Genomic DNA, 13,643 nt, shown 5'->3' on the forward strand with positions numbered 1-13,643 from the left:
CGGACCGATTTCTATTGGAGTTACAAAATATTCTTGTAAATTCCCATTTGTCGCTTGAATATTTTTTTTTAGCGAATTCGAGAGATAAATATCTTTGTTTTTATGGGTTTACGGGTGAATTGCTGCGTGGAAATTGCCGCCATGTAATTCGCGAGATTTTCAGGTCAAGTGAAAGCCGGCCATGGGGTATGGTCACGCGCAAGTGAGAGAAATTGGTCGGGGCCCGATACGTAAATGGCGCGCAGCCAAGCGCATCGAACTGCGGAACGCTGGGCATGTGAGGGAGAGTGGCGGCCGAAGCGCGGTCTATCCGTCACGGGGGGAGGGGGCGAGGCAGAAGGCCGTGTCTATCACCGCGATTTGCGGTGTTGGACAAGCATATATGGAGAGTCAGGCAGAAAGGTTGTTTTCGATCCTGGGGGGCTCACACTGCGAGGCGAAATCCTTCCTCGACTCCCCATCGATCAATTTTGTGTAGCCACCTAGTGCCGCACTCGACGCATCGATAGTGGTTGACGCGTTCGACCGGTGCGCGATCTGCAGGGGCGCCAGAACCATGTGGAGTAAACCCCTGGTACCTGAGATTGTCGTGGGGAGGCGTTCCTGCCATGCCTGATGCCAAGCTATAGCAGGCGTCACATAACGCAATTGTCACGGCGGTTCCTGTCATGCTGAACGTTGCGAAGAGGCCCATTTCCGAGTTCTGTTGTCCACGGAGAGAAATGCGAACCGATCCTTGGAACGCGGAAGGGCGAGTAGCGGCTGCGCATCAAGAGGGATGAAAAAGCAATTCGTCCGTTCGCAAATCCCAAAAAGGCGAGGATCGGGCGCTTGCTCTTTGCATATATCGTGTGCAGATCTACGTAGAGGCGGGGCGTGCAGGCTGCGATAGCTCAGCAGCCCTGAAGCTGGAAGGATTTACGTCGAAGGCTTGGAATTATTAGTTCCATGGAGATGCCCCATTAGGCAAGATCGTGACAGCGTCGCCTTTCATACCCAAGCTCAATAGAGAAAACGGCCGATTTAAAATGAGGGACGCATTAATCCTATCGGACTCTTGTTTCATCCGCAAGTGGTGAGTGTCTTTTCCGGTAGCCACCGCTGAACCATGACCGACTCGAGAATTCAATTGCGTTGACTGGGTGTATGAAGGCGAATGCTTCAGCTTGGCGAGGCTCAGCATTCTTGTTGCCTGCTTCATTTGCGCCGTTTGCACAAACCGATCAGGTACCGCTGTGGCCCAAGTCTATGGAGTGGAACCTTTATGCGTAGCGAGCGCGTGCAAAGGAATCGGCCGGTTTGTATTTGATGCCAGGACAAATGGACGACGCATCTTTCCCGAAGCAGAAATGGAAGAGCGCCCCAGCTCATGGTGAGTCTGAGGCGCTCCTGCCCGGCTTCGCACGCGATGGGTGTCAGACAGCCCGGCAACTCCAATCTACTGCTGGCCTGTGGGCCGAGCAATAGGGAAAACCCTTGAATATTAAAGGGTTACAAGATTCCCAAAGGCCTGGCCAGGTCTCCCTTCCAAATGCCCAGGCAGCACGCCACGGCCCGTCAATGAGACGGCGACAATTTTGCCCGCCTCGGTATCCGCGAATTGCCGCACCCAGGCTCCGAAATCGACACTGAAGCCTGTTTTCACTGTGTCGGAGAGCGGACATGTCGGGGTTGCGGAAACGTCAGTTGGGCCAAGGGATGACGGAATATATCGTTGTCGTGGCCTTGGTCGCCGTGGCGGCCATTGCGGTGTATCAGTATTTCGGCCAGGTGGTCCGGTCGCAGACGGCCGCCATGGCGCGCGAGCTTGCGGGGGAAGATGGCGGCACGGAGGCGCGCGCCGCGCAGCAGGCTGCGAAAAAGGCCGCCGCGCAAACCAAGGCGCGTTCGCTCAAGTCCTTTACCGGCAACGCCGCGGACGCGAAGTGACGAGCCGCACATGCGCGCCGTCCGGCCATCAGCAAGGCCAGGCGCTGGTGCTGGGCGTGCTGGTGGTCATGGCCGCCACCGTGTCCCTGGTCGTTCTCTACAACCTGGGCCAAACCGCGGAGTCGCGCCTGCGCCTCACGCATGCCGCCGACGCCGCTGCCTACAGTGGCGCGCTCGAACAGGCCCGCACGCTCAATGCGCTGGCTTATGCCAACCGCACGCAGATCGCCCATCAGGTGGCGATGGCCCACCTCGTCACGCTGGCGGCGTCCGCCCAGTATGCCCGCACGATGCAGGGGCAGCGCAACCGCGGCAATCCGCCCGCAGGCCTGATCGCCATGCTGTTCGGCCCGGATGCGGGGCTCGCTTATCAGGCGGCGCGGGCGGCGCCCGATGCAGAACAGCGGCTGGCCGCAGCGTTCGGGCAACACGATCGCATCGTCCACCAGGTGCTGGAGGTGGCGGCGGCCTCCGCCGTCAGGGAACTCGGCAGATCCCGTGAGCGCATCATGCGCAAGGTGCTGTCCGCCAATCTTCCCGACAAGGCCACGGGGGGCGCCGGGGCTGGTGCGCTGCGGCAAGGTCCAACGCTGCGCCTGCTGTCGGATGCTTGGCCAGGCTATGTCGAGCGCAGCTTCGCCACACGCCAAGCGGGCCTGCGGCCGGCCGTCGAGCTGGCTGTGGGGCGCTATGGTTTCCTGGATAGCCGCAGCTACACCCGCCGCAATCCCTGGGTGGTCAGCACGCGCTGTCCCTTGCACCGGCATGAGCTGCGCCGCCGCGGGTTCACATGGCTCGGCCCCGACGGGCGCTGGGGCGCGCTGGACACGCAGTCATTCCATGCGCTGCGGTCCAACCGCTGGGTCGGGTGCTACTACCGCGAGTACGCCATGGGCTGGGGAACGGCGCAGGCCGAGAAAAGCAAGGCTCCGGAAGGGCTGGACTACGTGGACGAGCCGCCCCTCGACTTCTCGAATCAGGACTTCTGGCGCTGGGTAGAACTGTCCACGTCCTGGGACATTTTCAGCGGTGCGACCAACCCCATGGCCAACTCCTACGCCATGGCAGGCGCGCAGCGGTGGGCCGCCAGGGGCTTGCCCGCCTATCGCGAGATCGCCCTTGCTCGGCATCGAGCTCCCCTTCGTTTCGCCATCGGGGTCCGGCTGGCCGGGACGGCCTTGAAGACCACGGACGCCGATAGTTCGGTCGCAGCGCCAGTCGGCCGGTTCGCCTATGCGGCGCTGGGCCGCTCGGGTGGCGTTACGGTGTCCTCGGCCGCCGAGACCTACTTCGTCCGGCCCGAGCGCCGGTCCGATGGGCGCAGCGAGCTTGCAACGCTGTTCCGGCCATATTGGCAAGCACGTTTGTCCGCGGTCACTCCGCAAGAGGCCGCTTTGGCAAAGGAGGGGCCATGAACGGTTCTTTATCGCGGCAGCATGGCCAAGCCGTGGTCGAGGCGCTGTTGATGCTGCCCTTGCTGGCCGTGCTGGCATGGGCCGTTTCGCGTATCGGCGGGTTGCAATTCTCGGCCCAGGAATTGGCGCAGGCCAGCCGCAAGGCCGCGATGGCCGCGGCTCTGGGGCAGCCGCTGAAAGACCTGGCCGCGGCGGCGCGCCCGGGCCTGTCGGGCACGGCCAGGCCGCTGGCCGGCGTTGCGCCGGCGCGCATGGCCGCCCTGCAGGATGCCTGGTTCGATGGGGGCTTGCAGCTGCTATCGGTAGAGGCCCGGCAGGGCGGGCCCGAGGCGCCGCGGATATCCCGCCGGACGCACGTGGCAAGCGGAACGGGCCATGCGCACGGGGATGCCGATGCGCAGCGCCGCATCGGCCGGGCGCCGGATTCCTGGCGGCGCGCGGAAAGCGATTCCCTGGCCCAGGCCCGGCGCCTGAAGCACCTCATCGATCGCATGGAAAGCCCCTGGCGGCGGGCGCGGTTGTCGCTGGATTGGCTGTCGGCCTGGGCGGACGTGGTGCCGCCGGATCGGCTGGGCAGGCGCGGGGAGCGGAACAAATGAATGTGTGTGTTTTCTTCATCGGCAATTCGGTCGGCGAGCCGCCGTTCCTGCTGCGCGTTGCGACCGCCCAGATGGTGCAGGCGGCGCGGCTGTTGCTGGCGGGCTTGCTGGCAGGCACGGCCTGCGTCTGGCCGAAGATGGCGTCGGCCTCGGAATTTGCGGCCGCCTCCAATGGCTTCGCCCGGCCGGCGCAGGCCGTTGCCAGGCCGGTTTCCTTGACGGCGCTGCGCTTTCCCGCCGGATCCCGGCACGAGCTGCTGGCGGATCAAATATGGCTGCATGGCATGCCGGCGCAGGTACTGGCGTTCGACGCTCCGCTGAGCGCTTCGGAACTGATCCGCTTTCTGTCGGGCCAGCAGCCCGCGCTGGCGGACCTGAACGTGCTGCCTGGCCAGGCGATCCTGTCGGGGCAGATCGGCCATGAGCAGTGGGTCGTCCAGATGGAAGGCGCGGGGCCGCGCCGCACGGTCGGCAGCATCTCCACGCTCAATCTCCGGACGATACCCGTGCGGCCCGAGCCCGCGTGGCTGCCCGCAGGCGCCCGGCTGAGGCTGGATGTCGGGGTGCTGGACCAAGGAGTCAAGGTCACCGATCGCATCTGGCAGTATGACACGGCGCCCGCAAGCGTGGCTCCACGGCTGGAGTCGGGCCTGAGGCGGGATGGCTGGCTGCGCCCGCTGGCTGCAGGCGAGCCGCAATGGTGGACCAAGGGCACGGCCCGCTTGCGGATTTCCCTGGTGCCGCTGGATGGCGGCAGCGGGCTTCTGGTCCGAGGGTGGGCGCCATGAAGGGGCGGATCATCATGGCCGCGCAGCGGCTGCGCAGAACTGGCGTGTACGCACTGGCGCTGGGCGCCGGGCTGGTATCGGCGTGGGCAGTGCGCGAGCATGTGCAGCAACGGATCCAGGTGATCGAGGCCCAGGCGCTAGTGCCCCAGGTCCGCCGTCTGGTTGCGGCCTATGACTTGCCTGCGGGCACTCAGCTGGACGAAACGCATCTGGCCGTGCGCGAGATTCCCGAACAATGGGCATCCCGGACCAGCATCGATCCGCTGGACCTGGCCGAGGTCCTTGGCGCAACCCTGCAGGCTGGCGTCGCCAATGGCGAACCCGTGCTCCGTGCCCACCTGACGTTCAGCGCGCCGGTTCCGGCCCTGGCGTCACGGCTGAAGGCCGGGCAGCGGGCGCTGACCGTTTCCGCAGCCGATCTGGGCGGGTCGGGGGACATGCTGCGCGCCGGTGACGCGATCGACATTTACGTCAGCTTTTCGCATCGGCAGCGGGAATTGACCGTGCCAGTGCTGCAAGGCATGCGCGTATTGGCCGTGGGCGGTGAGGCCGAGAGCGATGACGGCAGGGCGGGCGGCAACGTGACGCTGGCCGCCAGTCCCGATGAGGCAATGCGTTTCGTCGCGGCGCGCCAGGCGGGCGCGCTGACGGCGCTGCTGCGTCACCGTGACGATGCGGAGGCAGTGGGGCGCGTGGCCCAAAGCGATCTTGCATCGCTGATCGGGCTGGATCCCGAGCCCAAGGCCGCGCCGGGCGTGGCCATTCTCTACGGGGACCGGCTGGACGGGCACGCCGACGATTTCTTGCAGGACGCTGCAGGTTCCGCCCTTGCGGGCATTCAAGGGGGGCGGCCATGATCCGCGTTCTTGCAGTGCTGGCCGGCCTGGCCCTGAGCCTGGTCTGCGCGGCTGCGCAGGCGGCGCCCGAAATGCTCGAGTTGCAGGTGGGCGAAACGCGGATCCTGTCGCATCCCGGCGTTCGGCGCGTGGCCATTGGCAATGGCCAGGTGCTTGGAGCGGTGGCGGCGGAAGGGCGCGATGTCGTGGTCTTCGCGCGCGCGGAGGGCGTGTCGTCGATGCATGTCTGGACAGGGGCGGGCCGGGCCAAGGCTTACGAGCTGCGCGTCGTCGCGGCTGGCGCGCCGCGGCTGCGGGCCGAGGTTCGCGACTTGCTTGCCCGTATCCCGGGCGCGCGCAGTTCCGAGGTGGGCGGGCGGATCCTGATCGAAGGCGATGATCTTTCCGATGATGACCGTTCGCGGATCGCCGCCCTGGCCGAGCGCTATCCCGCCGTGTTGGATTTCACCGGGCAGGTGGGGTGGGACCGCATGGTGTTGCTGGACGTGCAGGTGGTCGAAATCCCCACGTCCAGGCTGAAGGAGATGGGCGTGCGCTGGGACGGAGTGAGCCAGGGTGGCATCAACGCAGGCCTGGCGTGGGACGGAGGGTCCCTCGGGCGCCTGAACCGTCCAGGCGAAGCCGTGATCGAAACCGCGAGGCCAGTCACAGCGGCAGCCGGTTATTTCGGCGTCAATGCCTTGCTGTCGGCCCGCATTGCCGCGCTGGCCCAGAGCGGCGAGGCCGTCATGCTCGCCCAGCCCCAGCTGCTCGCGCGCAGCGGCGCCAGCGCGACCTTTCTGGCTGGCGGGGAAGTGCCCTATGCGTCGACCGATTCCCGCGGCAATCCCACCACGATGTTCAAGCCGTACGGGGTGTCGCTCAGGATCACTCCCCGCATCGATCGCAATGGCGTCATCCGGTCCTTGATCGAAGTGGAGGCCAGCTCTGTCGACACCTCCTTGAGTGTGGCAGGCGGGCCCGCGCTGCGCACGCGCCGAGCGTCCACCGAATTCAACGTCCGATCCGGCAATACGCTGGTCATCGGCGGGTTCCTGTCGCGCGAGCGCGCCAGCGAGGTCAACGGCCTGCCCTGGCTGCAGGACGTTCCCATCCTGGGCGCATTGTTCTCATCGCGCCGCTACCAGTTGCGCGAAACCGAGTTGGCGATATTCGTCACGCCCAAGATCATTTCGCAGGGGGAGCCCGCCATGGCGGACCGGGTGCGGCGGGGCCGCGACGCGCTGGATGCCGCCTTTCCCGAACCGCCCCGACTCGGCACCGCGGCGCCTGCCGCCGGCAGCGGGTGGGATCCGTATTCGGGCGCGGGCTCTCAATGGGTTTCGCTGGAGCCAGACGGCCATGTCCCGTATAAGGAGTAAAGCTGTGCTCGCCATAGAAATGACATTCGAGGATGCGGCCGTGAAGAGGCTCGAAGCCGCCGCGCCATTGTTGATCGGCAGGGGCGCGCATTGCGGGCTGCGCATCGCGAACTGGCGGGTAGGGCGGCAGCACGCCCGCCTGCTCCTCGAGGATGCCGATATCGTCCTGGAAGACCTGGGCACGCTGGCCGGCACCATGGTCAACGGAGCCCGGGTAGTGCGCCACGCTCCCGTGCTGCCCGGCGACGACATCCTGATCGGACCATGCCGGTTGCGCGTGTCGCTGTCGTTGGCGAACCCAGGCGAGCCCGAGGGCGGCGGTGCGGCCTCCAGCCCAGGGGCCATCGGGCAAGCGCGGGCCGATGCCGTTCCTGAGCCTTCGCCCGTGCCTCCGATGGCCCGGCCTCCGCAGCACCAACTGCAGGAACGTCGGCGCCTGCATGCCGCGCTGCTCGACGCGCTGGATTTGCGCCGGCGTGACGTGGCCGGCATGAGCGATGGCATGCTGCGTGCGGAGGCCGAACGCCTGCTGACGCAGATCGTTGCTGCGGACGCGGACCTTCCCCCTGGCGCGGACCGGGCGGCGCTGTGCCGCGAGGTGCTGGACGAGGCGGTCGGCCTGGGCCCCCTGGAACCGCTGCTCGCCGCGAGCGATATCACCGAGATTATGGTCAACCGCTACGACGAGATTTATGTGGAGCGTGGCGGCCGGCTGTGGCGCCACCTGGCGGCATTCACCAGCGAGCAATCGGTGCGGTGGGCGATCGAACGCATCGTGACGCCCTTGGGGCGGCGCATCGACGAGAGCTCGCCGATGGTCGATGCCCGGCTTTCGGATGGCTCTCGGGTCCACGCCATCATCCCGCCCGTTGCGATGAAGGGGGCCAGCCTGACCATACGCAAATTTCCGCGGCAGCGTCCCCGCATGCCCGACCTGATCGCGGCGGGGTCCTTGAGCGGCGCCATGGCGCAGTTCCTGGCGTTGTGCGTCAAGATGCGCAAGAACCTCGTGGTCTCGGGCGGCACAGGCTCCGGCAAGACGACGCTGCTGAACATCCTCTCCAACGAAATCCCGGACGGCGAACGGGTCGTCACCATCGAAGATGCCGCGGAGCTGTGCCTGAACCACGATCATCTGGTCGCGCTGGAAGCCCGGCCCGCCAATCAGGAGGGCCGCGGGCGCATCGATATCCGCGAACTCGTGCGCAACGCGCTGCGGATGCGGCCCGACCGCATCGTGGTGGGCGAATGCCGCGGGCCGGAGGCGTTCGACATGCTGACCGCCATGAACACCGGGCACGAAGGCTCATTGACGACTCTTCATGCGAACTCCCCGCGTGACGCCCTGGGGCGGCTGGAATCGATGATACTGATGGCCGGCCTGGACCTGCCGCTGCCGGCCGTGCGCGAACACATCGCCGCCAGCGTCGACCTCGTCATACAGCAGGCAAGGCTGGCGGACGGGCAGCGCGTGGTGACGTCGGTCGCCGAAGTCGCCGGCATGGAAAGCGGGCGCATCCTGCTGCAAGACCTGTTCCGGTACGACCGTCACCACGGCTTCGCGGGATGCGGCGCCTTGCCTGGTTTCGCCAGGGAATGGGCCGAAAGCGGCGTGGCCTTAGACGCGGCCTGGTTCTCAGGCGCGGCGGGCCGGGAGGCCGGCGCATCGGTGTTCGCGCAGGGGCTGCCGTGATCTGGCTGGCCGCCGGCGGCGCGATGGTTTGCGCGGTGGTGCTGGCCTGGCGAGCGCAGGCGTGGTTCGCGCCCGCGTTGCGGCGCTACCGGGAGGTCTACACCCAGGAAGCCGGCCTGCGGCTGAGCGAAGTGTTCCTGTTCATAGACCCCGCGCAACTCTGGGCGGGCGCCGTAGCATGCGCGGGCTTGGCCGCCGCGCTGGTCTTTTCCATTACGGGCAGCGGCGTTGCGGCCGCCCTGGGCGCGGCGCTGGCGTCGCGCGCGCCACGCGCAGTCGTCGATGCGCTGCGGCGCAGGCGCGCGCGCCGCTTCGAGCAGCAGTTGCCTATGGCCTTGTTGATGCTGGCGTCCGCGTTGCGCGCAGGCGTGGCGCTGGCCACGGGCCTGCGCCACGTCGTCGAACAGAGCGGCGCGCCGTTGGCCCAGGAGTTCGGGCTGATGCTGCGTGAGCAGCGCATGGGCGTGCCCTGGGACAACGCGCTGGAAAACCTGCAAGGCCGCATGCCCGCCGACTCGACCGCGCTGGTGGTGGCGGCCATGCGCATCGCCGCGCAGACGGGCGGCAACCTGGCCGAGGCGCTCGAAAGCATCGCCCATACCTTGAGAGCCAGGCTGCAATTGCAAGCCAAGCTGCTTGCCTTGACGTCCCAGGGCCGATTGCAGGCCTGGATCGTGGGGGCGCTGCCCCTTTTCCTGCTTGCCGTGCTGAATCGCCTGGAGCCGGAGATCATGGGCTTGCTGTGGAGCACGCCGCTGGGGTGGGCCGTGCTGGCGGTCGTGGCAGTGCTGGAGATTGCCGGAGTGCTGCTGATCCGCCGCATCATCCGGATCGACATCTGAGGGGATAACGCGATGTGGCTGTACCTGGGGGTGTTGGCCGCGGGGCTGGGCGCGAGCTGGCTGGCATGGGTGATCCTGCAGCCGCTGCTGCTGGAAAAGCAGGACGCCTCCGCGACGCTGCCTTGGTGGTGGCGCGCGGCCTGGCCATGGGTATCGGCCGTGGCGCCGCTGGCGGGGCCCTTGTGCTCCTGGCGCTGGCGGCTGCGCCTGACCCGTGCGATCGAACAGGCATCGCTGCCTGCCGGCATCGGTTACGCGCATCTGGCGGCGCTGGGCTGGAGCGCGGCCGTGGCGGCGGCCGGAGTGACGGCGGCCGGCGCCATTGCCCTGACGCAGGCGCGGCCCTGGGAGTGGGGAGCGTGGTCGGCGGTGGCCGCGCTGATGGCCGCCTCCGCGCCGGGGCTCTGGCTGCGAGATCTTGGCCGGCAGCGGCGCCGCGCCATCGAGCGCGACCTGCCGTTCGTGTTCGACATGATGACGCTATGCGTGGAGGCGGGGCTGAGCGTCCAGGGCGCTCTGCAGCTGGCGGCCCAAAGCGGGCCGCCCGGCGTGCTGCGTGATGCGCTGGCGGACGCCCTGGCCGAAATGCGGGCGGGCGTTTCCCGCAGCGCGGCGATCAAGGCCCTGGCGGATCGCAGCAACAGCCCGCTCGCGCGCAACTGGGCCGCCGCCGTGGCGCAGGCCGAGGCCTTGGGGATCAGCCTGGGGCCGGTGCTGAGGGCGCAGGCCGCCCAGTGCCGCAGCGATCGCCATGTGCGCGCGGAACAATTGGCGATGCAGGCGCCGGTGAAAATGCTGCTGCCCCTGATCGGCTGCATTTTCCCGTGCACGTTCATCGTGCTGGCCTTTCCGATCGCGGTGCAGTTGCTGCAGAGTGTGCAATGAGCGGCCGGACGCCCTTGCCGCGGGGGCGCTTCAGGCTGTTGAAGGTATCGCGCTGGCCGGGTCGGATGCGAGGTTTGCTGGGCAGGCCGGCGCCGGGACCGCGTTGCGGCATCCTGCTGGTGCCGTGCGCGGGCGTGCACACCTTCGGCATGCGCCACGCCATCGACGTGGCCTTCGTGTCGCCGGCCGGGCGGGTGGTGGGGGTGCGCAGGGCGCTGGCGCCCTGGCGAGTGGCCTTATGCCTGGGCGCCGCCGCCGTCGTCGAGATGCGCGCTGGCGTTCTCGATGCCGAATACGGAGGTATAGGCGGGATAGAAGCTGCAATACAGCACGCCGCCCGCGGCGATATTGAACGGTATCTGCAGCGTGCCCGCGAACTGCGGAGACAGGCCGATGGCGACCAGCAGGCCGGCGCAGAGGTCGATGAACAGGAACACCAGGACCCAGGTGGCGCCATAGACCAGGAAGGGCAATTTGTTGCGCCAGCAGGCGATGCCGGAGAAGAACAGCGCCTGGACCAGGCGCAGTCCGTGCCAGGCCACCAGCACCGGCGCATGCCAGAAGAGCGCCGCGATCACCACATAGACGATGGCGAACAGTGTGAGGGGAACCGCCATCGCCGACAGGATGGGCGCCATGGTCTTTTCGACGGAGGCGATGCGCATTCCCTCGACCATCGCATCGGTGAAGGGCAGGAAGATTACGAGGCCGGCCACCATGCACAGCGCGGCATACAGCAGCCCCATCAGGAACAGCTTCCTGAAGACGCCGGGCTGCTTGAGCGGTTTGGCCCACATCGAGGGCAGCATGATGCGGTCTGCCTCGACATGCTTGCATGCGGACAGTGTCATCAGGGTGATGATGGGCATCAGCGCCACGACCAGGATCGGCCCGACAGGCGGCGTCGCGGTGGCGAAGATGACAAGTAGGCTGATGGCCATGGCCCAGGTGAACATGGCCAGGGGTTGCTTGCGGAACAGACGGAAGCCGTCTCGGACCCATTGCCAGCCGGATGCCGCGGGTAGGAATGCTGCTTGCATGGCTCTCTAGAAGGGGGAATCTCTCAAAAAGGGACGCTATACGCCATTATGGGGGGCACGACGGTTACGGCAACATGGGCAGGCCCGCGCGGTGGCGCGCTCGCAACACTCTTTCAAAATGCCGCGGGTCGTGCGGCTTGAGGGTCTGGGCGGGCCGAGGCAGGAAAAAGTCATACAGGCGCGATATCCAGAACCGCAACGCGGCCGCGCGCAGCATCAGGGGCCAGACTTCGCGCTCGGCATTGGTGAAGGGCCGCTCGGCGGCATAGGCGCCCAGCCAGGATTCCACCAATTCGGGGACGAATTCGCCCGTGTCCCGCTCGATGCACCAGTCATTGACGCTGACCGCCACGTCGAACAGCCAGGTGTCGCAACCGGCGAAATAGAAGTCGATGATGCCGCCCATGAGCGGGTCCTCGAAGGTTCCGGCGAACAGCACGTTGTCGCGGAAGAGGTCGCAGTGGGCCGGGCCGGTCTGCAGCGCCTGCCAGGCCGGCGTTGCTGCGGCCGCTTCCTGGGCGGCCAGCTCGGAGCTCAGCAGCTGGGCCTGGCCGGGTTCCAGGAAGGGCATGACCTTGGGCGCCGTTTCCAGCCACCACGGCAGCCCGCGCAGGTTGGGCTGGCGCAGCGGGAAGTCCTGGGCGGCCAGGTGGGCGCGGGCCAGCGTGGCGCCCGCCAGGGCGCAATGCGCGGGACCGGGGGCGGGCTCGTAGCCCCCGGGCAGGCGCGAGACGATGGCGCAAGGCTTGCCGTGCAGGGTCGTCAGGCGCGTGCCGTCCCGCAGGGTCTGGGGGCGCGGAACCGGAATGCCGCGTTCGGCCAGGTGGTACATCAGTTCGATATAGAACGGCAACTGGGCGTGCGTCAGGACCTCGAACAGCGTCAGCACATATTCGCCGCGGGTCGTATACAGGAAATAATTGGTGTTCTCGATACCCGCCGTAATCCCCCGCAGCGAGATGAACTCGCCCAGGTCGAAATGCGCCAGGAGGGCGCGTGCGTCGTCGTCGGATACGGGAGTGAATACGGCCATTGATATGCGGGGGTTAGAGGTTAACGGACGCTTGGACATGCCTGTGCGGCGGCGCAATTTTAGACCACATGGCGGGCGGGCCTGTCCGCCGTTCGGAGGGCGGACGGAACCCGGCGCCGGGCATAATCCCGCCAAGCACCGTAAAATACCGCATCCCCTTGTTTTGTAGAGTGATTCTTGGACTCCCCCGATTGGCGGCTGTGCGTCGCCCCGATGATTGATGTGACCGACCGCCACTGCCGCTATTTCCACCGGCTGCTGGCGCCGCGCGCGCGCCTGTACACGGAAATGATCACCACTGGCGCGCTGCTGTACGGCAATGTCGAGCGTCACCTGGACTTCGACGAGGCCGAGCACCCCGTGGCGTTGCAGCTGGGCGGCAGCGAGCCCGACGCGCTGGCCCAATCGGCGCGGTTGGGGCGGCAATGGGGCTACGACGAGATCAACCTGAATTGCGGCTGCCCCTCGGAACGGGTGCAGAAGGGAGCCTTCGGCGCCTGCTTGATGGCCGAGCCCGCTCTGGTCGCCGATTGCATGAAAGCCATGCAGGACGCCGTGGACATCCCGGTCACGGTCAAGCACCGGCTGGGGCTGGATTATGACGAGTCCTACGAATTTGTCCGGGATTTCGTGGGCAAGATCTACGACACGGGATGCCGGATATTCATTGCCCACGCCCGCAATGCGGTGCTCAAGGGCCTCACGCCCAAGGACAACCGCGAAATCCCGCCCCTGCGCTACGACGTGGTTCGGCAGCTCAAGCGTGATTTTCCGGATTGCACCTTCGTGCTGAACGGCGGGCTGGCCGACGCGGAGCAATCGGTGCGCGCCGCAGGCGATTTCGATGGCGTGATGCTGGGCCGCGCCGCGTGGCACACGCCGCGCGTGCTGTCCGAGATTTCCTTGCAGCTGTGGCCGTCCTTGCGGCTGCCCAGCGATGCCCAGGTCGTGGACGCCATGACCGAATACGCCGCGCGCCAAGTGGCGCGGGGCGTGCCGTTGCGGGTGATGACGCGGCCCATGCTGGGCCTGGTGAACGGGCAGACGGGCGCGCGCCGCTGGCGCCGGATGCTGTCCGATCCGGCCTTGCTGGCCGCGAATCGGCCGGAACTCATCTACGACGCCTGGCGCAGCCAGCGGCATGCGCCTGACGTGCGCGGCGCCGCCTGTGAGGCGGCGCCGGCGGGGGCGTGAGCTGCGG

The 13,643-nt window shown here is 67.0% G+C and carries 12 protein-coding genes and 1 pseudogene; 11 read left to right on the plus strand and 2 right to left on the minus strand.

From position 1 onward, the window contains the following. The first annotated feature begins 1,662 nt into the window (after nt 1-1,662). The 10 genes and pseudogenes from JL37_RS01530 to JL37_RS31030 all read left to right on the plus strand — a co-directional run. Nucleotides 1,663-1,929 (plus strand): hypothetical protein, encoded by a 267-nt coding sequence (locus JL37_RS01530; RefSeq protein WP_052096737.1) that lies wholly within the window; start codon nt 1,663-1,665, stop codon nt 1,927-1,929. Beyond that, nucleotides 1,926-3,344 carry a hypothetical protein gene (locus JL37_RS01535; protein WP_043541496.1) on the plus strand — a complete coding sequence of 473 codons (1,419 nt, stop codon included), beginning with the start codon at nt 1,926-1,928 and terminating at the stop codon, nt 3,342-3,344. Before JL37_RS01530 ends, JL37_RS01535 begins: the two co-directional genes overlap by 4 nt. Next, nucleotides 3,341-3,943 carry a hypothetical protein gene (locus JL37_RS01540; protein ID WP_043541497.1) on the plus strand — a complete coding sequence of 201 codons (603 nt, stop codon included), beginning with the start codon at nt 3,341-3,343 and terminating at the stop codon, nt 3,941-3,943. Before JL37_RS01535 ends, JL37_RS01540 begins: the two co-directional genes overlap by 4 nt. Next, nucleotides 3,940-4,731, plus strand: coding sequence for a hypothetical protein (locus JL37_RS01545; protein WP_231570267.1), 792 nt, complete (start codon nt 3,940-3,942; stop codon nt 4,729-4,731). Before JL37_RS01540 ends, JL37_RS01545 begins: the two co-directional genes overlap by 4 nt. Then, complete coding sequence (gene cpaB / locus JL37_RS01550; protein WP_043541540.1) at nt 4,728-5,588, plus strand: Flp pilus assembly protein CpaB; 861 nt, start codon at nt 4,728-4,730, stop codon at nt 5,586-5,588. The genes JL37_RS01545 and cpaB overlap by 4 nt, the downstream gene beginning before the upstream one ends. Then, nucleotides 5,585-6,949 carry a type II and III secretion system protein family protein gene (locus JL37_RS01555; RefSeq protein ID WP_043541498.1) on the plus strand — a complete coding sequence of 455 codons (1,365 nt, stop codon included), beginning with the start codon at nt 5,585-5,587 and terminating at the stop codon, nt 6,947-6,949. Before cpaB ends, JL37_RS01555 begins: the two co-directional genes overlap by 4 nt. A gap of 19 nt (nt 6,950-6,968) precedes the next feature. Next, complete coding sequence (locus JL37_RS01560) at nt 6,969-8,642, plus strand: ATPase, T2SS/T4P/T4SS family (RefSeq protein WP_043541499.1); 1,674 nt, start codon at nt 6,969-6,971, stop codon at nt 8,640-8,642. Beyond that, complete coding sequence (locus JL37_RS01565; protein ID WP_043541500.1) at nt 8,639-9,484, plus strand: type II secretion system F family protein; 846 nt, start codon at nt 8,639-8,641, stop codon at nt 9,482-9,484. Before JL37_RS01560 ends, JL37_RS01565 begins: the two co-directional genes overlap by 4 nt. A gap of 12 nt (nt 9,485-9,496) precedes the next feature. Next, nucleotides 9,497-10,369 (plus strand): type II secretion system F family protein, encoded by an 873-nt coding sequence (locus JL37_RS01570; protein WP_043541502.1) that lies wholly within the window; start codon nt 9,497-9,499, stop codon nt 10,367-10,369. 65 nt (nt 10,370-10,434) lie between these two features. Continuing rightward, a pseudogene (locus tag JL37_RS31030) lies at nt 10,435-10,596 on the plus strand (DUF192 domain-containing protein); the annotation flags it as partial. Nucleotides 10,597-10,605: 9 nt separating this feature from the next. Here JL37_RS31030 and JL37_RS30810 read toward each other — a convergent pair. Together JL37_RS30810 and JL37_RS01580 are read right to left on the minus strand one after the other, a co-directional pair. After that, complete coding sequence (locus tag JL37_RS30810; RefSeq protein WP_043541503.1) at nt 10,606-11,409, minus strand: BPSS1780 family membrane protein; 804 nt, start codon at nt 11,407-11,409, stop codon at nt 10,606-10,608. A gap of 64 nt (nt 11,410-11,473) precedes the next feature. Next, nucleotides 11,474-12,442, minus strand: coding sequence for a homoserine kinase (locus tag JL37_RS01580; RefSeq protein ID WP_043541505.1), 969 nt, complete (start codon nt 12,440-12,442; stop codon nt 11,474-11,476). 177 nt (nt 12,443-12,619) lie between these two features. On the opposite strand from JL37_RS01580, the gene dusA reads away from it, so the two are divergent. Next, nucleotides 12,620-13,636: a tRNA dihydrouridine(20/20a) synthase DusA gene (gene dusA, locus JL37_RS01585; RefSeq protein WP_081954944.1), complete on the plus strand. Its 1,017-nt coding sequence runs from the start codon at nt 12,620-12,622 to the stop codon at nt 13,634-13,636. The last annotated feature ends 7 nt before the right edge of the window (nt 13,637-13,643 follow it).

It is taken from the genome of Achromobacter sp. RTa, from assembly GCF_000757485.1.
Classification (GTDB): Bacteria; Pseudomonadota; Gammaproteobacteria; order Burkholderiales; family Burkholderiaceae_B; genus Achromobacter.